General features: G+C 51.8%; 20 protein-coding genes and 5 pseudogenes. 19 read left to right on the top strand and 6 right to left on the bottom strand.

The features are described from left to right. Positions 1 to 13: 13 nt before the first annotated feature. The 17 genes and pseudogenes from C7W93_RS06930 to C7W93_RS24590 all read left to right on the top strand — a co-directional run bounded on the left by C7W93_RS06930 (position 14) and on the right by C7W93_RS24590 (position 12,799). Positions 14 to 1,138, top strand: coding sequence for a baseplate J/gp47 family protein (locus C7W93_RS06930; protein WP_108439359.1), 1,125 nt, complete (start codon positions 14 to 16; stop codon positions 1,136 to 1,138). After that, entirely contained in the window at positions 1,138 to 1,800 is a 663-nt protein-coding gene (locus tag C7W93_RS06925) for a hypothetical protein (RefSeq protein ID WP_108439358.1), read from the top strand. The genes C7W93_RS06930 and C7W93_RS06925 overlap by 1 nt, the downstream gene beginning before the upstream one ends. A 63-nt stretch (positions 1,801 to 1,863) precedes the next feature. Beyond that, positions 1,864 to 3,144 carry a phage tail protein gene (locus C7W93_RS06920; RefSeq protein ID WP_108439357.1) on the top strand — a complete coding sequence of 427 codons (1,281 nt, stop codon included), beginning with the start codon at positions 1,864 to 1,866 and terminating at the stop codon, positions 3,142 to 3,144. A gap of 8 nt (positions 3,145 to 3,152) precedes the next feature. Beyond that, entirely contained in the window at positions 3,153 to 3,497 is a 345-nt protein-coding gene (locus tag C7W93_RS06915) for a hypothetical protein (RefSeq protein ID WP_108439356.1), read from the top strand. 61 nt (positions 3,498 to 3,558) lie between these two features. Beyond that, entirely contained in the window at positions 3,559 to 3,978 is a 420-nt protein-coding gene (locus C7W93_RS06910) for an HNH endonuclease (RefSeq protein WP_108439355.1), read from the top strand. Further along, entirely contained in the window at positions 3,978 to 4,298 is a 321-nt protein-coding gene (locus C7W93_RS06905; RefSeq protein WP_108439354.1) for a hypothetical protein, read from the top strand. The genes C7W93_RS06910 and C7W93_RS06905 overlap by 1 nt, the downstream gene beginning before the upstream one ends. Continuing rightward, positions 4,277 to 4,768 carry a glycoside hydrolase family 73 protein gene (locus tag C7W93_RS06900; RefSeq protein WP_225869765.1) on the top strand — a complete coding sequence of 164 codons (492 nt, stop codon included), beginning with the start codon at positions 4,277 to 4,279 and terminating at the stop codon, positions 4,766 to 4,768. The genes C7W93_RS06905 and C7W93_RS06900 overlap by 22 nt, the downstream gene beginning before the upstream one ends. After that, the gene (locus tag C7W93_RS06895) at positions 4,761 to 5,018 is read left to right on the top strand and encodes a hypothetical protein (RefSeq protein WP_108439353.1); all 258 of its coding nucleotides are present in this window, start codon (positions 4,761 to 4,763) and stop codon (positions 5,016 to 5,018) included. Before C7W93_RS06900 ends, C7W93_RS06895 begins: the two co-directional genes overlap by 8 nt. A 66-nt stretch (positions 5,019 to 5,084) precedes the next feature. Next, on the top strand, positions 5,085 to 5,519 hold the full coding sequence (locus C7W93_RS06890) for a hypothetical protein (RefSeq protein ID WP_108439352.1): 435 nt from the start codon (positions 5,085 to 5,087) through the stop codon (positions 5,517 to 5,519). Then, positions 5,516 to 5,923, top strand: coding sequence for a DUF1353 domain-containing protein (locus C7W93_RS06885; protein WP_108439351.1), 408 nt, complete (start codon positions 5,516 to 5,518; stop codon positions 5,921 to 5,923). The genes C7W93_RS06890 and C7W93_RS06885 overlap by 4 nt, the downstream gene beginning before the upstream one ends. A 995-nt stretch (positions 5,924 to 6,918) precedes the next feature. After that, positions 6,919 to 7,767: a hypothetical protein gene (locus C7W93_RS06880; protein ID WP_108439350.1), complete on the top strand. Its 849-nt coding sequence runs from the start codon at positions 6,919 to 6,921 to the stop codon at positions 7,765 to 7,767. A 46-nt stretch (positions 7,768 to 7,813) separates the two neighbouring features. Next, positions 7,814 to 8,155 (top strand): annotated as a pseudogene (locus C7W93_RS06875) (transposase); the annotation flags it as partial. 359 nt (positions 8,156 to 8,514) lie between these two features. Next, positions 8,515 to 8,763, top strand: a complete 249-nt coding sequence (locus C7W93_RS06870; protein WP_108439349.1) for an AlpA family transcriptional regulator — start codon at positions 8,515 to 8,517, stop codon at positions 8,761 to 8,763. Then, positions 8,756 to 9,028, top strand: coding sequence for a hypothetical protein (locus C7W93_RS06865; RefSeq protein WP_108439348.1), 273 nt, complete (start codon positions 8,756 to 8,758; stop codon positions 9,026 to 9,028). Before C7W93_RS06870 ends, C7W93_RS06865 begins: the two co-directional genes overlap by 8 nt. 45 nt (positions 9,029 to 9,073) lie before the next feature. Next, positions 9,074 to 10,645: a DUF3987 domain-containing protein gene (locus C7W93_RS06860; protein ID WP_108439347.1), complete on the top strand. Its 1,572-nt coding sequence runs from the start codon at positions 9,074 to 9,076 to the stop codon at positions 10,643 to 10,645. Positions 10,646 to 11,949: 1,304 nt separating this feature from the next. Beyond that, positions 11,950 to 12,605: pseudogene (locus tag C7W93_RS25450) on the top strand (inovirus Gp2 family protein). Positions 12,606 to 12,622: 17 nt separating this feature from the next. Further along, positions 12,623 to 12,799: a hypothetical protein gene (locus C7W93_RS24590; RefSeq protein ID WP_161539893.1), complete on the top strand. Its 177-nt coding sequence runs from the start codon at positions 12,623 to 12,625 to the stop codon at positions 12,797 to 12,799. A gap of 971 nt (positions 12,800 to 13,770) precedes the next feature. Here the strand turns inward: C7W93_RS24590 and C7W93_RS25360 are convergent. Together C7W93_RS25360 and C7W93_RS06835 are read right to left on the bottom strand one after the other, a co-directional pair. Continuing rightward, positions 13,771 to 13,848, bottom strand: a pseudogene (locus tag C7W93_RS25360) (glutathione S-transferase N-terminal domain-containing protein); the annotation flags it as partial. A 176-nt stretch (positions 13,849 to 14,024) separates the two neighbouring features. After that, a complete protein-coding gene (locus tag C7W93_RS06835; protein ID WP_108439344.1) occupies positions 14,025 to 14,777 on the bottom strand; it encodes an SDR family oxidoreductase in 753 nt (250 codons plus the stop codon). Between the two features lie 144 nt (positions 14,778 to 14,921). On the opposite strand from C7W93_RS06835, the gene C7W93_RS06830 reads away from it, so the two are divergent. Further along, on the top strand, positions 14,922 to 15,833 hold the full coding sequence (locus C7W93_RS06830) for a LysR family transcriptional regulator (RefSeq protein WP_108440520.1): 912 nt from the start codon (positions 14,922 to 14,924) through the stop codon (positions 15,831 to 15,833). A gap of 236 nt (positions 15,834 to 16,069) precedes the next feature. Here C7W93_RS06830 and C7W93_RS06825 read toward each other — a convergent pair whose 3' ends face one another. The 4 genes and pseudogenes from C7W93_RS06825 to C7W93_RS06810 form a co-directional block, all read right to left on the bottom strand. After that, positions 16,070 to 16,417, bottom strand: coding sequence for a TfoX/Sxy family protein (locus tag C7W93_RS06825; protein ID WP_108439343.1), 348 nt, complete (start codon positions 16,415 to 16,417; stop codon positions 16,070 to 16,072). 81 nt (positions 16,418 to 16,498) lie between these two features. After that, positions 16,499 to 16,855 (bottom strand): MmcQ/YjbR family DNA-binding protein, encoded by a 357-nt coding sequence (locus C7W93_RS06820; protein WP_108439342.1) that lies wholly within the window; start codon positions 16,853 to 16,855, stop codon positions 16,499 to 16,501. Between the two features lie 123 nt (positions 16,856 to 16,978). After that, positions 16,979 to 17,472: pseudogene (locus tag C7W93_RS06815) on the bottom strand (transposase); the annotation flags it as partial. Positions 17,473 to 17,590: 118 nt separating this feature from the next. Next, positions 17,591 to 19,030 (bottom strand): annotated as a pseudogene (locus C7W93_RS06810) (carboxylesterase family protein); the annotation flags it as partial. A 97-nt stretch (positions 19,031 to 19,127) separates the two neighbouring features. On the opposite strand from C7W93_RS06810, the gene C7W93_RS06805 reads away from it, so the two are divergent. Beyond that, on the top strand, positions 19,128 to 19,379 hold the full coding sequence (locus C7W93_RS06805; protein ID WP_108439340.1) for a hypothetical protein: 252 nt from the start codon (positions 19,128 to 19,130) through the stop codon (positions 19,377 to 19,379). Positions 19,380 to 19,518: the final 139 nt, after the last annotated feature.

Raw genomic sequence — 19,518 nt, 5'->3', positions numbered from 1 at the left:
GAACAGGTAAAACATGGCTCTCAGTACGCAAGATTTCCCTACCATTGTTCGCAATGCGGTTACTGCTGTTCAAGGCGCTGCGCGCGGCTTAGTCGATTTAACGATTGGCTCTATTTTGCGCGCTGTGATCGAAGCCAACGCCACCGTTATTTTGTGGCTACAAGGCCTGATCCTTCAACTGTTAGCAACCACCCGCGCGGCAACATGCAGCGGGCCTGACCTTGATTCGTTTTATGCGGACTTCAACTTTCCGCGACTAATAGCTGTTTCCGCATCGGGGCAAGCCACTTTTGCGCGCTTCACGCCAACCGCGCAAGCAGTAGTCCCAGTTGGCGCAACAGTCCTAACGGCAGATGGTACGCAGTCTTACACGGTTAATCTGGATATAACCAACGCAGCCTACAGCGCGGCACTTAACGGTTATGTATTGGCTGCTGGCGTGTCGAGCATTGTCGTTACAGTAACAGCAGTGAACGTCGGAACAGCCGCCAATGCCATCTTAGGCCAGATTTCACTTATCAATCAGCCGATCCCGGGTGTGGATACGGTTACTAACGCAGCGGCATTTAACAATGGGATTGACCCCGAGTTAGACCCAGCTTATCGAATACGTTTTATCGCCTACATTGCATCGTTGTCAAAGGCAACGAAAACGTCTATTGGTTACGTCATCGCATCGCTGAAGCAAGGCATTACCTATTCGCTGACTGAAAATTTGAATTACGCAAGCATAGCGCAGCCCGGCTATTTCTACGCGGTTATCAATGATGGAACCGGAGCGCCACCTAGCACACTCCTGAATTCAGCATCGAACGCGATCGATGCGGTGCGTCCATTTACATCAACGTTCGGCGTGTTCGCTCCTACCGTTGTGACGGCGAACGTTGCGATGACAATTACCACTGCGGCCGGATATAACCACGCTGCGTCTGCTGCATTGGTAACCACAGCAATCGCATCCTACATAAACGCACTAACCCTCGGTCAATCGTTATCGTTCTCGCGCTTGACGCAAATTGCTTATGACGCTTCGGTTGGCGTGACCAATGTCACAGGGATAACGCTAAACGGCGCAACCGCAGACATGAGCGCAACCGCGCAGCAAACAATACTTGCTGGAACAGTGAGCGTAGCGTAATGGCGACCGGCGATCAAAGTGATATTTTTGGGCGCATTAAAAGCGTCATTCCGCGCTGGTTCGGACCGTCTAGCCCACTATTAGATGCATTGGTTCAAGGCTTGTCTAATTCTTCAGCATTTGTCTTTTCTCTGTATTTGTACGCAAAATTGCAAACGCGGATCATGACTGCGACCGATGGTTGGCTTGATATGATTGCAGCGGATTATTTCGGCGCAGCACTTCAGCGAGCAACAAATCAGTCTGACGCTAGTTTTCGCGCACGCATCATTATCAATATGTTCCGCGAGCGCGGGACCAGATATGCGATCACGAAGGTGCTAACGGATTTGACCGGCAGAGCGCCAATCATTTTCGAACCTCAGCGACCCGCCGATACCGGCGCATATCGCGCTCCGAATAGCGGCTATGGATTAGCGGGGGGCTATGGGTCTGTCCTCATCCCGTATCAAGGATTCATCCAAGCATTTCGCCCCTTATCTACCGGCATACCTTATGTTGCGGGCTATGGATCGTCGCCAGCCGGTTACAGCACGCCGTCGCAAGGAGATTACGCGACCATGAGTCAAATCACCGGAGCGGTTACGGATGCCGATATTTATGCGGCGATTAGCTCCGTAGCGCCAATTGCCACGATTGCATGGACCAAAATCAGTAGTTAGTAGTTCGTAAAATCAAACCACCACTAAGCCACCTTCGGGTGGCTTTTTTTATTGGAGTAATGAATGGATCGCGTACAAGTATTCCCGGGTGCAATTCCGCTCGAAACGGACATCCTCAATACCAACAAGAATACGATGATCGCGTTGGCAAAATTATCGGCCGCAATGCTGGGCCTCAACACGATTGCGAATGGGCTTGCATGCGTCCCAACCGGGCCTGCATCATTGCAGGTCGTCGTTAATCCCGGTGAGATATACAGCTTACAAAACGTTGACAATACGGCCTATTCATCGTTGGCATCTGACACCGCGCATCAAATAGTAAAGCAGGGGATTTTGCTGAATGCGGCGACATTAAATTGCCCTGCGCCGGGTACGGCCGGGCAAAGCATCAATTATCTTATTCAGGCGGCGTATCAAGACTTGGACGCACTACCAATTGTTTTGCCTTATTACAATGCGAGCAATCCGGCGACGGCCTACAGTGGACCGGCTAATTCTGGCACTACGAATAATACGGTTCGCCAAGGTAATTGCGTCGTCGCGGTAAAGGCTGGTACGGCAGCAACTACTGGCAGTCAAACAACGCCCGCTGCTGATGTTGGCTATATCGGCCTGTGGGTCGTTACCGTCGCCAATGGTCAGGCAACGATTGTGGCTGGAAATATCGCTGCTGCTGCGAATCAATCAATTCTTCCTGGTTCCTTGCTAGCATCGCTGCAGGGGAATTTGGCGAATTATGCAGCCGACACCGGTACGGCAAATACCTACGTCATTTCTTACTCGCCAGCTGTTGCGTCTCTCAAAGACGGCATGGTGCTGTGGTTCAATGCGAAAATTGCGAATACTGGCGCGTCAACGGTAGCCGTCAATGGTATAGCAGCAGTCCCACTTTTGGGCGCCGCACATTCCGCACTGCAAGGTGGCGAGATCATTGCAAACGGTCGATGCATGGTGGTGTACAACTCAACGATCAGCTCCTTTGTGCTAATTGAGTGTACCGGTGCAGCTGTTCAGGTCGCTTCTGCGACTCAGCCTAATCACGCAGTTAACCAAAGCCAAGTAATTGGCGTCGGACAGACCTTTTCCAACGTTACCGGCACCCGCGCTCTTGGCACAACATACACGAACGCCACAGGTAAGCCGATCGTTATTTACGTCTACGGCGTCACGTCGGCGGCGAACGGCTACCTGAACATCCAGATCAACACGATCAACTGCGTGCTGTCTCAGCAGAATTTTACGTCGTCTGGGGTGGGTATCTCGGCCGTGATCCCTGCTGGCGCGACATACACAGTTACAACCATCTCCACCACGCTCAGCAACTGGTACGAACTTCGTTAAGGACAAATATGCAGAATTTCATCGATACTAAAACGCAACAAATCTATGCCTTCGACGATGATGTAATCGTCCACGCTTCTGACGATGCTTATTCATTTTTCGGAGCCGACGGAACGCCACTTAAAATCCCAGTCACGCTGCGTCCGCTAATCGGCCCTGTTCCGACTCCGGTTCTAACCGCTGATCAGATAAAGGCGACGACTAACGCTGCAATTCAAGTGCAAATCAATGAATTGGAGAGCGGGCAAAATCGCGCAGTGAGAGAGGCAACTATTGGCGCGGCTGGCGCCGTGGATCGGCTCAAGGCATTGGATGCCAAGATAGCGGTACTACGGTCGCAATTTATTCAATAAGAACTTAGCCTCAAACAAAATCAAGCCGCCTTCGGGTGGCTTTTTCATTTCCGGGGAATTTATGCCGCAGAACGAACACGAATTTAAAGAAATGATTGCGATCGATATTTTCTATCCCGATCATCCTCCTCGTACAGAGTCCAAGTTGTTCGCGCAAACTAAGCGCCATCTAGTCAAAGTGCTTGATACGCCATGTTGGGTCTGCGGTGTAAAAGATAAGCGCGAAGTACATCATTTTCATGCTGAATGGGCTGATGCCGACGGGATCGACTGGGACAAGATGCGCGTGTTGCACCCTAATTTCCCATGGTCAACGTTCAAGGAGCCAAGCGATTTTATTGACTCCGAATACAACATGATGGTCCTTTGCGAAACACACCATCGCGCCAAAGATCGCGGTATTCACATGATGCCGTATCCAATTTGGATCATGCAGCGTGAGCAGCGCGCGGATTTTGTCTTTGCGTCAGAGGTAGCGTAATGGATGCGCCACGCGAGACCATACTAGGTATGAGCGAGCAACAGTTTCGTGAATTTATGTATGACCAACTTATGGCTGGAAAGGAGCAATTCACGCAACTTCACGATGCATTGGCTACAAACACGGAAATGACTAAGGCGACCATTACTTCGACCGCCGAGCTTGTCGAGATATTCAAGGCCGCAAAAACCGGCGTGTCGGTGTTTGCTTGGTCAGGCCGAAACCTACGTAAATTCGTAACGTTTATTTACCCATTTGCGCTACTTGGTGGAACTATTGCGGCGATCTGGCATGGCAAATGGCCGAAGTGGGGGGATTGATGGCGCCGCAAGAATTTATCGCCGCTATCGGCGTATCAGCACAAGCATCAATGCGTCTTACCAAAATTCCGGCCAGCTTCACCATCGCACAGTCCGCGCTCGAATCGTCTTGGGGGGGATCGCAATTGTCTACTCTGGGCTGCAATCTGTTCGGAGTGAAGGCTGATTCATCCTGGAAGGGCGCGACACTCAATCTCCCGACGAAAGAGTTCCTGTCCGGTAAGTGGGTAATTGTACCGGCGACGTGGCGCAAGTATGCCAACTGGCTGGACTGCCTGAATGATCATGGCGCGTTTATCACTGGGAATAAGCGCTACCAACCGGCATTTGCGCATACCGGCGATCCGGAGGCATTCGCCAAGGCTATCGCTGTCGCAGGGTATGCAACCGACCCGCAATACTCGGGCAAGATCATTTCAGTAATTCGCACACATAACCTAACGAGCTTTGATCGTGGCGCCCATGATTAAATTTTTCCGCGACATTACATCAGATGAGTTCGGCAAAGATTCCGATCTGACCTCGGTTGCATCAGTTGTCGGGTTCGTCGTCGGCATGTCCCTGTATCTACTGAGCCAGTTTGCGTACACCGCGCCATGGGTGCCACATTTCGGCCTACCTGAGTATGCCATCGGCTTTGCGGCCCTGGTCGGCGCTATTGCTACCTGCCAGCGATTAAAGCCGGCAGCCATCGTTAAGGATGTTTCAAAAGAAGAGTAATTCACCGCACCGCCAATCCAAACCGCCATCTGGCGGTATTTTTTTGTCTATCATTTAGGGATAATCATGAAACGCTTCGTTATCGCCACTCTTGCAGTCTTAGTTCTACTTATTTCCGGCTGCGCGCTGCCGGTTCAGCCGCTTACGCCTGCGCAGATCGTCGCCCAGGTGAATACGCAGGTATGCCAAGTCATTCCCGCGATCTTAGTGGGCGTGCAAACTCCGGGGTTGGCGATTGATCCAGCGCTTCAGGCAAAAATTCCAATTGTTCAGAAAGGCATTGCTGACGTTTGCACTGCTGGCGTAACTATCGACCCGGCCAATCTCCAAACGCTGGCGACATCGGCGTTGCCTGTCATTTTGGAAATCGTGAAAGCGGTGCCGGGACCGCAGCAAGATACTGCCGTCGCCACGATCACCGCTGCGCAAATACTGCTACCTATTTTGATTGCGCAAATACAGGCAATGCCGACTGCAACTGTGGTAACCGTCGCAAAATGAGCGCGTTTCTGTCCAAGTTGCAAATGGAGAACGCGACCGATATGGACGATGGGCTGTGGGTACTGACTGCGCCATTGTTCTATCAGTCCGATGTTGCGAAGCAAACCTTCATCGTTCCAAGGGGCTTCAAAACGGACTTGGCCAGCGTGCCGCGCTTGCCAGTCGTATTCTTGCTAGCTGGTGCGACCTCAAATGAGGCAGCGGCGCTGCATGATTTTCTGTACTCCACACACCCAGTGACACGTAGTGTGGCTGATGCGGTCCTGAAAGAGGCATCGGCAGTAACTGGCGTTCCGGTATGGCGGCGCTGGCTTATGTATATTGGGGTGAGGATCGGCGGCGCGTCACATTGGGATCCGGTAGCGCCGATTGAGCCGCCAGAGCAATCACTCGGAGGCGCGTGATAACGTTAATCACCCCAAGTATCTATTCAGCATCTATTCATATTGATTGATTATGCGGGCCGCGTCAGTCGCCAGCGTGCCACGAAGTATCTATTCATCTCCGGTCAATAATTACCCTCAATCATTCATTGCGGTGAAGTCGTAATCCTTAGAATGATGAGGGGATTTTCATGCCATTTACCCTGCTTCAAGAGCCAATAATGTACTGTATGCGCATACAGCTACTTTTCGTAGGCCCATATCCCGTGCGGCTCTCGAGGGTGTGACTTTTTGCACACCGCACTCGAAATCTGGTTTACAGTTTCGCTGTAACGTGGGTTCGAATCCCACCTTCTCCTCCAAGTATTTTCATTAACCACTTGATTTTTAAGGGGTTTTTGTTTTTTTGTGGCGACTGGTATGCCATTCGGTATGCCATCTTTTATTGCAGTGAGTTAGTGCCCCAACATCCACAAAAGCCCCGTTGGATGCCTATTCATAGCTCCTCATTCTCTCCTACTCTTCACGCGCATGAGTCGAATAACCATCCGCAGTTTGCCGTCATTTAGGACTGTCCATTTCGTGCTGGCCCTTGTGTGTCTGGATAGCCGAAAGAATGCAAATTAAGTTTACTGTTGCTGCAACCCCTGCAACCCCTGCAACCCCTGCAACCTCCTACCTCTAAGCGCATCGCATGCAAATGTAGGCGGTCATTGACCCTCCCGCATGGATTCTCTGTCTGCCTCCTTGACCGCGGAAAGGCTATCGCATAAATTTCGCTTACACCTTTTAGCGGGAATTTATTTGGATTCTGGATGTTGTTGGATCCCTTTGGACTGTGTAATATTATCCAATGGGAACGATAAACAGAATGGATAAATCGTGAGTGATGACAGCAATTTTCTTCGCGTAGAGGATGTAGCGAAAATTATCAATTGCATCTAATAGACCAGGGTGGAAGCGAGGCCTCCACGGATTCCGAAATTGGATAGGAATTTGCTAATAGTGCGTATTAAATGAAAATTAAAAAACCAGAATTCTTAATCGAAGCTGAGAAACAGCTCAAAATAATATGGGATCTCCTGCGCGATAAGCAGGTGAAGAGTTTCGCATTGTCGGTGAAGTTATACCGCGATGGTTTGAGTGAGCCAAAATCAATTTCCATGCAAGGTGAGCGATCCGCTGATGGCGGTTGGAATACATGGTTTCCAAGAGATCGAAATTCAGGTGCGCTTCAATCTCGTGAAACTTTGAAAGGAAAATTGGTGAGCATTGAAGAGCATGTGCGTGAATACATTGTGGAAAATGCGCTGGACGCAGACTGGGAAACACTGGAAGCCTCAATTCACGAAGCATTGAAATCGGGACTCACTGTCGAGGACTTGGAATATCGAAGTAAGCTTCCTATTTATGCTATCGCTGCCTACGGCTACGAGGCACATTTTTACGCGCCAATGATGGCGATAGCGTGTTCCATAGAAGGTACCGAAGCATTGACGAAAAATGATCTAAATCATGCTTCGTACTGCGTGGATCGGGGGCTCTATTGGTCACATCCTGGCATTTTTATTCCCAATCCCAACGATCGCTTCACGGAGCGAGCTCGCGCTGGCGGGCTAGGGAAGGATTTTCGTCGCGAACCTGTAAAGGACAAGGTCGCTGAATTACTTATCGAACTGGCGCCGGAGGAGGGCTGGGCATCCACTTGGGCCGCCGTTGTGGCAGTTGAGACCGAATTGACGCGGAAATATTTAAGCTTAGTTGAAGAATGCCACCTTAAAACTTACAACCTTCCACGAACGATTGATGAATGGATTCGAGTGGATCCAGAACGATTCCCGCATCGTATCATGTCCAAGATCTGATACGGCTATCTTATCCGCCTTCGTGCCCCCTCTGATGAGGGGTAATGAGATGGGTGACGGCAAGCAATATGGCTGTGGGCGTGATTATGCCGCATCGATCGGGTTGGTGCCACGCCAGTACAGCACGGGTGACAAAGTAAGATTACTCGGCATCAGCAAGCGCGGCGACAAGACGCTGCAACGTCTTTTGGTGCAGGGAGCGCGTTCTCACATGCTGTGGCTGGATCGGCATACGGACCGGCTGACGCAATGGGTACGCACCATGCTCACGCGCCGCCACGCCAATGTGGTGGCTTGTGCGTTAGCCAACGAATTGGCACGCACTGCATGGGCTATCGCGGCCAAGCATACCAAATTTGAAAAGCAAGAGGCCGTCACACACGCGTGACGGCCTCTTGGAGCCTGCAGTACCGAGATATCCCTACCCGGTTTTGCAAAGACTGACATTGGATGACGTGAACAACACACCGGCCTGGCGTATAACCTGATAAAAAAACCGGCTTTCGAAGCCTGCGTGGTTTTTAGGACCGCCAGGCGCGACTCTCATCGTGGCGCGGAGAATTCCTTCAAACAGACGCCGGATCGATTTAAGCCAGCCTCATCACGTCATACAAAATCAGATTGCAAAAAGGAGGGGCCCATAGATTTTTTATGTCCAAAATTTTCTTTTAGCAGACGTATGGATAGTCGCGTTTGGAATTCTTAAGATTGGCCCCGTTGTCCAATCACTTATAAGGAGTTCCAAAAATGTCTGAACTGATCCAAGCCGTCTACGCTATCTTGCGGAAACGGCAGCTCTGCCAGCGCATCGGACTGTCGTCCGCGCAGATCTACGCGATGCTTGACACAAATTCGCCAAGCCACGATCCAACCTTTCCTTGTCAAATTCGCCTCGGCGCTTCTGCCGTAGGCTGGTTTGAACACGAGGTCGAAGCCTGGTTGGCATCGCGCCCACGTGCTCGTGCATTCCCACAGCAAGGGGGCTGGCATGAATGAGCAGATTGAAAATTTGATCGCCGCTCTGCAATCGCTCAAGCCCAAAAAAACTTCACGCTATGCGGAAGAGTTCGCACAGGTGTTCGACACGATTCTGTCGATGCTGCAGCAGGATGTTACGCAGAAGGACATCTTACAGACCCTCAGTGCGAGCGGCTTCGATATGTCATCGGCGACATTTCGCAAACTCGTGAAGGCACAGTGCGATGTCCGTGGCATTCAGATTGACGCGACCAAAAAAGGTGCGGCACGTTATCGCGCCTAACGATCAACACAGGGGCGCTACGGCGCCCCATTTTTAGAGGTCACAATGTACAACTACGAAATGGAGTCGGCCACTGGTTCGCGCTTCGACGAATCTTATTTGGCTGATAGGGGGCCAGCAGTGCAAGCCTGGGGATTGCCACAGGAACTTCTGCAAAATCGTCAGGCCGATCTTGCCGCCATTCTGCCGAAGGATGTGGCGGAGTTGCTTGACGAAATCGTGGCGGATGTGGATGCGACACAAGAACTGGTATTTTCGATGATACTGGCCACGAGTGCAATTGCGGTGCAAGGGGTGTTTAACGTACAGCATCCAAATGCGGACATGAAGCCAATTCCGGCATCATTGTTTGTCCTCGGCATCGCAGGGTCGGCGCAGCGCAAGTCTACCGTTCTCGAATGCCTGACGGAAGAATTCGAGGTTTATCAAAAAATGGAAAGTAAAAGCGATATCAGGATCAAAGTGCAAGAGGCGCAGTACCGGGGATGGTCGAAGAAATACGAGAAAATTTGTACACAGATCGAAGAAAATTTTGACGATCCGGAAAAGGTCAGTGAACTTCAGGGGAAACTGGAAGAGCTGGAAACGACTAAGCCAGAGCGCGGCAAGTCCGGCATAAATTTGATAAACCGTGATACAAGCCTCCCAGCATTATTGGATGGCACCGAGATGCAATCGCCGAATACATCAAGTGTCTTGCATGAGGCACGCGACATGTTGTCACAGCTTTGGCGCTGGATGGCAACGCTTAGTTTGCTTTGGGATGGCGCAACGATCAAGCGTGATCGCCCCGCAACGAAACCTGTTTTGCAGTTTGATCCGCGATTCAGCTTGGTATGGATAATCCAGCCGAAACGCTGGAAAGAGTATCTGCTCAATCACGGCACGGATTTTTTGGAAAGCGGATTAGGTGGACGTCTGCTGGCGGTGACCTGTCCGGACAGGAAGCCGACAGGCCAGATTCGCCGACATTCGATTGGAAGAAATGCACGTGATCGTCATAACGCGCGTATCAAGACGCTCATCATGATGTTTGACGAAAATCTCAAGACAGGAAAAGTCGATGCCCGTGCAGAGTTAACTCGATCGAGTGGAGCGAATGAACTGTTTATGAAAGTGCGCAGTTGGATCGATTTGAACCTCAGCAACGGTGGGTATTTTAAGGATATTCCCGAGTTTGGTGGTCGATGTGCGGAGAATATAATGCGCATCGCTGGCGTACTGCATGTGATAGCTGGATGCAATGGAATGGAAATTTCGGAAGACATTATGCGTAGTGTAGTTCTGGTGATGCGCTTTCTGGCAGATCAACATCGCACAATGTTTGGGGATTTGCGAAAGCCAGTCGGTGAACGTTATGCCAAAAAGGTTGAACAATTTCTCTTGCGGTGCTTCAACTCAGGAACGCAACAGCCAATCCCAGTGCGCACGATCCAGCAAGGCGTGGGTAGTCAGGAGATGCGAAAAAAACGCGTATACGTAACCGACGCACTTGAAATTCTGGCGAAGAAGAATATCGTGAGTTTAATTTTCGGCATGAACGGCACCGCGGCCGTCTTTCTGAACCACGAGCATTTCAGTCGCTTGAACAGACCTGCCATATTTTCGTCCATGTAGGCTGCACTATGACTGCTATAGGTAGCGCTGTAGCAGTCATTTTCTAATTCCGATTAGCCCAGGCAATGTCCTGGATTTTTTTTTACAATTTCAGGGCGTTGAAGCGCGCGCCATTCGCGGGTTTTACGCGTGCGGGCGGGATCTCCAAAATATTTTTACCCAGATCAATTAGCCACCCACCGTTGGTAAAAATGAAGTCGGTTTGTTCTGTCAATAATAATTGCAGCTCGAATTGTGTGCTACGGTGCTACATGTAGCACCGTAGCACCGTAGCACCGATATCGCCGGTCAGTGTGTGGAACGCGGGGAGGTGTTGCTGTCAGTAGTCTGCGTACCGCATGTCGTGCCCAGCACGAAAGACGAAATCGATGCGTACACAGTTCGCTCTCTCTATGATAAAAAATCCCAACTTATATTGCCCTTCTTTAGTCGGATACTCGACGGCGCGTTCATGCATCTGAAGAACTGATTTATCCAATAAAATCATCTACACCGACACCTGCTGTCTACTTTGTCGTTGATCTTTGTATTGAACTTTATCTTCCGTCGACATTTTTCTGATGCGCACCGGTCCTAGATGCTTTTCTGATGCGTACTCGATACTGCGGTCTTTGTTGCTGCGGTGATTCGATCTTGTCCAATAATTTCCCAGAGTAATCAACTTGCCTCTCCTGACTAGATTTGATCACTTTTCTAATGCTATAGGCAGCGATATCGGAGTTGAGATTATCGGTATTGGTACTATGTTTTATATGGCATCTATTATGCGATTTGTATAGCACTTGTTGTGTCCTTTATGCAGTCTTTCCTAAAGATTTATCTAATGCTTTAGGTAATATCTATCATGAGATTTGTCTAGCACTTCTTATGTGTTTTAAGCAGTCTTTTTTATTGATTTATCTGATACCTATCCTATACGTGCTTATCCATAACTTACCTGACAAGCAGAACTGCCTACCTCCTAGAGGTGGCTTTCACTTATTGCGAAGCGAAGAATAAATAAGACTGTCATTGAGTTTTGCTAGCGAAACCATCGGCTGATTCGTTGATCGTTTTATTCATGCACTGCACTTGGAATGCAAGGTACAGAACCATCTCGCACGTGAGTCCATCCTAGTATCTCAGTCCTCTTTACCTGTAATCTAGATCTACGAATACCACAATCGAATCCAGTCGAACTATGATTCGAATGTGCTGTGCAATGGCTCACTAACGCGGTGTGGTGATTGCACTTTTCGTGTCGAACTCACGAAAGAAAATACTCCGTGTCCTGATGGTATGAACCTCATCACTGGAGTATTAAAATGATCCGTCATCCTGATAATTCTAACCTCACTCTTCATTTCGATAGTACCTACCTAGGCTTGCCAATACAATTCGAAAAGGGACCTTTCATACGTGAATACCTTCATCGACTTCATCAAACGATGACGCGCGCTCTCGACCAATATCTGCGCGTATTTGCGTTCCGGTTTGATCTTCGTTTTCCCCCTAACCAGAACACGCATGACTTCTCGTATCAAAGCGAAATCATTGAGCGTTTCATTGAATCCTTTAAAGCAAAGATCAGACACAACCGTCAACTGGCGCTTCGAGAAAACAAGTATGCACATGACACTGTGGTGCGCTATGTTTGGGCCAAGAGGTGGGCCAACATAGTCGCCCCCATTACCACTTGGCTATACTTCTGAACTATGATGCGTTCTGCGCACTGGGCACATATTCCCCTGGACGCGACAACATGTTTAACCGACTCCATGACGCTTGGGCCAGCGCGTTAGGATTGCCAGCTGATGACGTAGTAGGTTTAGTTGAGATACCGAAGAACCCTTACTATCACATCCACCGCGATGATAATCAAAGCATCGCAGATTTCTTCTTTCGAACGAGCTACCTCTGCAAATCAGCCACGAAGTCTTTCGGGAATGGCAGCCATGGATTTGGTGCTAGCAGAACCTGACAGGATGCTGAAAAAGCATGATCAATCGCGATGATGACGAGCTGCGTGCTAACTTGCTAAAAGTGGTGAAGTCTGACAAAAAAAATCAATATCTGAAGAAGAAAGTGTCAAACCGTCGGCGTGTGTTTGGTCACGGTGAGATATCTGGTGCGCGTCGTAGTAAGGCAGGACGCCCAGGCAAGCTGGCAAATTAAAATGGAGTACGTAGGAGGCCAGCACGATAGCCAGCTTCCTACGTCAGTATTGGTGCAGCCTTAAATTGCTGGCAATGGTGCTTGTTCAACCCATCGGTGAACAGGCAATGGGAACTGACCGAGGGTGAAACCAGACACGTAATCGATGTAACGGGGCCCCTATTGGAGAAACACCTGATGTGGTGCTTAACGCCGTGTTGCAAGGCGTTGGTATCGCTCCCTGCTTATATAGCAATCGACGGGCTTAGGGACGGTTCTCTGGTGCGCCTGCTGGGAGCGTTCCGGTCACCCGAGATTGGTGTGTATGCACTGTATCCATCTTGGAGGTTTATGGAAGCTAAAACACGGGCTTGGATTGATTTGTTAAACGAAGAAGTACAGCCCGCGCTCGGTGAAGACAAGGCATTCCTGGGTAAGAATTGTTGATTTGTGCTTATTCTTGGCCCATCTTTGTAATTGATTTTATTGATAATTGAACGTCGTGACTATATCCCTCCACTCCCAAAAAAATAACAAAACCGCACAATTCTGTGACTTGTGCGGTTTGTTTTGGCGGTGGCATTGGCATTGGCACGACGGATTGCTAAGTTGGCGTGAGAGTGACAACTTGATTCCAAAATATGACTCGCATGGACAAGCTAAGCCCCTCAATCGCACAGGTCCCTTTGCTTCGCCTTAATTGTAAAACCAGAGAGTATCCTAAGCAAAAAACTCCCGGTATGCGATCACGACAAACAAAGGACCATGCCGCGTTGGTTTTTCGTTCAGCGGCCCGAACAAGTCGGAGGCTAGCAAGGAAGATGCGGAATTCACTATAGATTTTGCACGGATCAAAGACATGTCATGGAGCGCCATGAACTCATTTGTGCACAGCGGTATCAGTCCAATACGCTGCATTGATCTCATATTTGCTAAGTCAAGCCGTATATATACATTGTAACTCGGGCTATGGCAGAATTTCAGCGATGACCGAAAGAAATCCCTTTTTCAAGCAACACGATGGCGACCCGCTGAACGAAAGGGCAAAGAGGGTGGCTGACGAGTGTCAATTACGTTTGTGGCATTGGAATGTCCCCTGTAAAAATGAAGCCCACCCCACGCGTGTGGAGCGGGCGCATCGCGGATAATTTACTCGTGTGGCTTCGAGAAATCCTGCTGAGGGTGATAGCTCAAAGGCTGGTAGAAAGAGTCGTCATGAGAGCGCTCCTTCAGGTGTCGTCTGCAATCAGCCGTTGAGCGTGCGGCCGCCGTCAACGATGATTTCGGAGCCGACAGTCCATCGGGACTCGTCGGAAGCGAGGTACAGCACCGCCTTGGCCACTTCCTCCGGCGTGCCGAAGCGACCGAACGGAATGGTTGCGGCAATGTCCTTGTTGACCTGGTCGCGGTAGGCATCGGGGATGCCGAGCTTGTCGTACAGCGGCGTTTCAACCGGGCCAGGACTGACGGTGTTGACGCGAATGCCGCGTCCGAGCAGTTCGCTCGAAAGCGTCTTCGACATGTTCAGAAATGCAGCCTTGGTTGCGGCATATACCGACGAATGCGCCGCGCCGACGTGCGCGTTGATCGACGTATTGAGCACCACCGATGCGGGGTTCGCGAAGACAGGCAACAGCGCCTGGATCAGGAAGTAGGGCCCCTTGACGTTGATGTCGAACGAGCGATCGAACATCTCTTCCGTCCACTCTTCGATCGGCGCCCAAACGGATACGCCGGCGTTGAGAAAGGCGATATCGAGCTGACCATAGTGAGCCTGGACGGCTTGCGCCAACTCCTTCTGAGCGACCACGTTGGCTGAATCGGCGCGCAGCACCAGAACCTCGGTGCCAAGTTCCGCCTTGGCCTTCGCAATAGAATCTGGATTGACGCCGGTGACGATGACGCGTGCGCCTTCGGCGAGGAACTGCTTGGCTGTTTCAAGGCCAATGCCACTGGTGCCGCCGGTGATGAGAGTACGTTTGCCTTGCAAGCGGGACATAAAAGTTCTCCTGTAGATTATTCATGGTCAACCAGCGTTGGCTGACCTGCCGTGGGGAGAACTATGCGCTCATGCTTGAAATTCGATAAGATCGTATCTTTGTATATGTTTCATGCTCTTAATGCATGAATGGAGGATTTAACTTTGGACCGATTTCTTGTGATGACATGTTTCGCGCGTGCTGTGGAGACTGGCAGCTTTTCCGCCGCCGGTCGCGACTTGGGCTTGGGGCAGCCGAACGTCAGCCGTTATGTGGCGGCACTGGAAGAGCATCTACAAACTCGACTGCTGCACCGGTCAACGCGCAAGCTTGCCCTCACGCCAGAGGGGGAACGCTACTATGCGGAAGTCCGGCGCATCCTTGACGCTGTGGACGAGTCAGAATCTTCCTTCAGGGAGAACGTCGATCCGTCCGGATTGCTGCGCGTCGCCTGCCCGACCGCACTGGCCCATGTATTCGTGTTGCCGCATGTTCTCGCCTTCCTAGAACGCTATCCAGGGTTGGCGCTGGATCTCCAGATCAATGATCGATATGTGAGTCTGGTCGATGAGGGAGCTGAACTGGCAATTCGCATCGGCCATTTGGAAGACAGCGCATTACGCGCGCGGCGCATCGGTGTGTTCGAACGCGTGTTCGTAGCCAGTAAGGGCTATCTCGCTAAACGCGGCGTCCCCGTCACGCCCGATGATCTACGCGGGCACGATTGCGTGATCTACACCCTGCTGTCGTCAGGTGCCACATGGCACTTCCGGGATACTGAAGTTCCGGTATCCGGCAGGCTCCGGGTCAACTCACCTGAGGCCGTACGCGAATCGGTCAATGCGGGACTAGGGATCGGACATGGGCCGGAATGGCTTTTCGAGGAAGGGCTCAAGAACGGTAATTTGCAGTTGCTGCTGACGGGACACACTGCCCCTCCGGTCCCGGTTCAAATCATCTATGTTGCAAACAGGCTGCTTCCGACGCGGGCCATCGTATTCATGGATTTCATCGCCGAAGCGTTTTCAAAGGTTCCCGCACTCAACGCACGCCATGAGCTGCCTCTAGTGCGATAAGGCTATTGTTAGGAAGTGATTAAGGCGGAAGCCGGAATGGCCAGTCCTACGATGGGACATGCCTTACGTGAGCACTACCCTTTCATCACCTTCAGACGGTATCTCGACAAGGGCACTGGATCTCGATTGGTGCGGGACAGGGAGTGACGGCACCTGGTACTGCACACGATACCGCGTCGGCATTGGCGTCAAGGAGTCAACGAGTGATCGCGCCGGGCGCCGCCAGCGCGGCTTGATCAATGTTTCCCACCCTGAAGTGCAATCTGGTAAGCACGCTCGGCCCAGAGGCACAATGTCTCGCGGTCTTCCACCACGTCTGCCGGGACCTCCCAGTAGGACTTGAGCGCATGCTGCTCGCCGTTGCTCACATACCCCAGCGTATGCGACTGTGCAGCAACGTACGCTAGGCGTGAATCGTCATCAACTTTAAAGTAAAGCGCGCCTTGCCAAACCATAGCGAAAACATGGCCTTGACGATAGAGCCCGCAGGCGCCAAACAGGGGGCGCGTTGAAATGTGGGCCCAGCTAGCAAGTTGATCAACATAGTGCTCGGCAAGCGCCTCTGCCCGTTTCGATTGCGTCATTTCCTAGTCTTTATCAAGTTGCAAGAGCGATCACTGATTGTAATCCCCATCGGCAATGTAGGACGTACCGCTGGACTGAAGTTACTTTGTGAGTTTGAAACTGGCATCCAGCAATTTCCAAATTGCATCGGTCGACACGGACCCATCGAGCAGGATGCTAATCCAATGGTCCTTATTCATGTGATATGCGGGAATGATGCCCTGCTGCTTTTGCAAGTGTTCGACGTCATCCGGCTCGCATTTGACATCCAGAATGTCGACGTTACCCGTCCCCGGAGTTCCGATTCTTTCTATCGGGACATTCATAATCAGTCCATACCATTTGCCATCAGAATCGTGTCTCAAGGCAGCATAGTTTGGAAAGTGATGAAAAGGATAGTCCGGCTTGGTGCCGTATTTCTGCATTGCATGGTGAAAAATATTTGAACGGGTAGTCATGGACATTTCCTGATGATTACATGTCTAATGTTGGAAGGGACTAGATCCACGTTGGCGCGAATTCTTTGGCATAGCGCTCGCCGAAACGGGAGAGTAATACATTCTGTGTAAATGATTTTTCGCTTAAGTCTGCGGCGCCGGGTCTTCAAACTGGATGGCGAATCGTTTCAGTGCAGCTTTCCAGTTCCGTATCGGCATCGTCCACTTCTTGCCGATATTGTTCAGCGCAAGATAAAACAGTTCGCTGACGGCTTCGTCGGCCGGGAGCGAACTGCGGGCCTTGGTTCCTTTTCGCAGACTCATATTAATCGATTCAATCGCGCTGGTGGTGAAATCACCTTCCGTATTACCGGCGGGTAGTCGAAGAACGGTATGAAACGGGCCCAGTTGCGACGTTAGGATTGACTGATTAGTTTATATTGTTTATCCCATTTATCCTCAAATTCCGTAAGCCTCAATTCCGCTTCATCGGCGGTGGCAGGGCTGTAGATCAGCTTTAAATCAGCGGCTACTTCTTTCTATATTTTCCAAGGCACGAAGTTCAAGGTGCTGCGCATCATTTACACAATGCACCGCTGGACGGCGGCTTGCGGGTGCACTGCTTCGATGGCATCAGGGAGCCTTGCCCAAGCGTGACCGGCACCAAGTGGTGCCTCTTGAGAAAGTACGGCTGCAGGCGCGTCATCTGCTCAGCCGTTAGCCGCCTCGCATCCGTTCGTGTCCCTTTAGGGCAGTTCAGGTCCGTTCGATGCCTGCGAAGGTGCGCAGGACTTCGGCCGCATGGGCCGTGGATTCGTATGGTGGGTTGCCGATGCCGTGTGAGGTGGGTTCCATGGTCACGGCTTTCCAGAGCCGGTCGTGATTGCCCGCGGCGAAGTCCAGAAGGGTGTCGCGGACGAAGGTATCTCGGCTGGCTTGCTCGTCGCTGTGTCCGGGGCGTTGCTGGCCGACGATGCCGTACATCTCCGAACCGTGTACGGCTGGCGCACCCTCTACAGGGCCAACGGTGAGCAAGTGGGCATTGCCGCCCGCCGCGGAGTGCGCCAGTGCTGCACGGACGGCCGGTAGGGTGAAGAAGTAGTCGGTGAAGAGCGCCCCGCGGACCTCGACAGGAGCGCGTCCGTTGACGTCGTAGGTGGCGACGATGCTCCGGGCACGGCTTCGGGGGATGCGCGACTTCACTACGAGCTCATCAACTAGGTTGTCGATGCTGCCCGGGTCGAACTTTTCGGTCGCGTTGATGACCCACCAGTCCGCCTCGTTCGTCGCCGTGCTGAAGAGAATATCGACGTGGCGGTGAGACCCGGATGCGAGGACACGCAGTGGCGTGTCTGCGAGGACGGCGCCGGTCTGAGAGTGGTCGTCCACAATGCCGATAGTCGTGTTATCGATGCCGTGTCGGTCGCCGATGTCGCGTGGACTGACCTTGATGAGCGTCTCAGCGAGGAGCTTCGCATCCAAACTGAGCAGTCGTTGGGGATCGTCGGCGATGCCAAGTTCGGTGAGGAACTTCATCGCGAGTTCTTCGGCCCACCACGCCGGAACGATCCGGGATGCGCCGCCGGAGAACGCAGCAAGGCGCCGGTAGAGACCATCGGCAGCCGGGGCGGCGAGGAGCCCGATCGTGGAGTACGCCCCGGCGCTGTGGCCGGTGACGGTGACGTTCTGAGGGGCGCCGCCGAAGCGGGCGATGTTCTCCTGCACCCACTTGAGCGCGGTGATGATGTCCTGGAGACCGAGGTTGGTGGCATCCGCGAACACGCCCCCATATTGAGAAAGCGAGAGCCAGCCAAACGGGCCGAGCCGGTAGTTCAGGGAAACAGCAATGGCGCGGCCGGTCGCAGCCAGGCCTGAGGCGTTCGAGGTGGTCTGGGTGTTCGCGCCGACTTCGAACCCGCCGCCGAAAATATAGACGATCACGGGAAGCGGGTCATCGCCAGCGTCTTTGGGTGCCCAGACGTTCAGGTTCAGGCAGTCCTCACTAAGTCCATTGTCCGCTTCGAGCCAGCTAGTGTCGCCGGCTTGCAGCGGTGCGGGTCCCTTCTGGTCGTAGGACCGGTCCGGATTGAACGGCAGCAGAGCGGACCGGCGGAAGCGTTCTGCGGTGGCGTAAGGGATGCCCAGCCAGGTGCGGATCGAGTGGGCAGCGGTATCGGTATCAGTCATGTGTTCGGTCCTTCCGTTGAGCGGAGATTTCGGTGGTTCTTAATCAGCAATCAGTCAGCAAGGAGCGCCTGATGCTGAAGGAGGTGCTGCTGGCATCGCAGTCGCTATGGCGGTCATTAGACCAGAAGGTGCGCACGGCGATGACGCGCGCGCGGCTGAACTGCTGACCATCCAAAACGGTGGCATGGACGTTGGTACGCGGCCCATTCCAGGCTTGAAACCCGGAAAATTGGCGACGCGATGCGGTGATACATTTACTTTCCTCAGCCGCGCAGTGACAGATTTACCTGCCAAAACATGCAAGTCATTAAATAGATTGAAAAAATTGGCGCAGCGTTCGGACTTGGCCGCGAATTGACACTTTTACCTTGCGCTACGGCTGGCCGATGCAATGGCCATCGGCTTATCACCCGGCATGGCTCAAATCATTAGTTAGGTCCTAACTGAATGCAAGTACTCAAAGATTGCGCCTATTGAAAATGGCTAAAAAAATGCCG

This window comes from Glaciimonas sp. PCH181, assembly GCF_003056055.1.
GTDB lineage: Bacteria > Pseudomonadota > Gammaproteobacteria > Burkholderiales > Burkholderiaceae_D > Glaciimonas.
The sequence above is the reverse complement of the archived record's forward strand: the minus strand, read 5'-3'. Positions and strand labels throughout refer to the sequence as shown.

Coding starts and splice junctions, on each gene's coding strand:
- C7W93_RS06910 (WP_108439355.1), top strand. CDS start 3,559: ATGCCGCAGAACGAACACGAATTTAAAGAAATGATTGCGATCGATATT.
- C7W93_RS06890 (WP_108439352.1), top strand. CDS start 5,085: ATGAAACGCTTCGTTATCGCCACTCTTGCAGTCTTAGTTCTACTTATT.
- C7W93_RS06920 (WP_108439357.1), top strand. CDS start 1,864: ATGGATCGCGTACAAGTATTCCCGGGTGCAATTCCGCTCGAAACGGAC.
- C7W93_RS06860 (WP_108439347.1), top strand. CDS start 9,074: ATGTACAACTACGAAATGGAGTCGGCCACTGGTTCGCGCTTCGACGAA.
- C7W93_RS06905 (WP_108439354.1), top strand. CDS start 3,978: ATGGATGCGCCACGCGAGACCATACTAGGTATGAGCGAGCAACAGTTT.
- C7W93_RS06915 (WP_108439356.1), top strand. CDS start 3,153: ATGCAGAATTTCATCGATACTAAAACGCAACAAATCTATGCCTTCGAC.
- C7W93_RS06895 (WP_108439353.1), top strand. CDS start 4,761: ATGATTAAATTTTTCCGCGACATTACATCAGATGAGTTCGGCAAAGAT.
- C7W93_RS06900 (WP_225869765.1), top strand. CDS start 4,277: ATGGCCGAAGTGGGGGGATTGATGGCGCCGCAAGAATTTATCGCCGCT.
- C7W93_RS06865 (WP_108439348.1), top strand. CDS start 8,756: ATGAATGAGCAGATTGAAAATTTGATCGCCGCTCTGCAATCGCTCAAG.
- C7W93_RS06870 (WP_108439349.1), top strand. CDS start 8,515: ATGTCTGAACTGATCCAAGCCGTCTACGCTATCTTGCGGAAACGGCAG.
- C7W93_RS06825 (WP_108439343.1), bottom strand. CDS start 16,417: ATGACGCAATCGAAACGGGCAGAGGCGCTTGCCGAGCACTATGTTGAT.
- C7W93_RS06820 (WP_108439342.1), bottom strand. CDS start 16,855: ATGACTACCCGTTCAAATATTTTTCACCATGCAATGCAGAAATACGGC.
- C7W93_RS06835 (WP_108439344.1), bottom strand. CDS start 14,777: ATGTCCCGCTTGCAAGGCAAACGTACTCTCATCACCGGCGGCACCAGT.
- C7W93_RS24590 (WP_161539893.1), top strand. CDS start 12,623: ATGATCAATCGCGATGATGACGAGCTGCGTGCTAACTTGCTAAAAGTG.
- C7W93_RS06930 (WP_108439359.1), top strand. CDS start 14: ATGGCTCTCAGTACGCAAGATTTCCCTACCATTGTTCGCAATGCGGTT.
- C7W93_RS06925 (WP_108439358.1), top strand. CDS start 1,138: ATGGCGACCGGCGATCAAAGTGATATTTTTGGGCGCATTAAAAGCGTC.
- C7W93_RS06880 (WP_108439350.1), top strand. CDS start 6,919: ATGAAAATTAAAAAACCAGAATTCTTAATCGAAGCTGAGAAACAGCTC.
- C7W93_RS06885 (WP_108439351.1), top strand. CDS start 5,516: ATGAGCGCGTTTCTGTCCAAGTTGCAAATGGAGAACGCGACCGATATG.
- C7W93_RS06805 (WP_108439340.1), top strand. CDS start 19,128: ATGGCGGTCATTAGACCAGAAGGTGCGCACGGCGATGACGCGCGCGCG.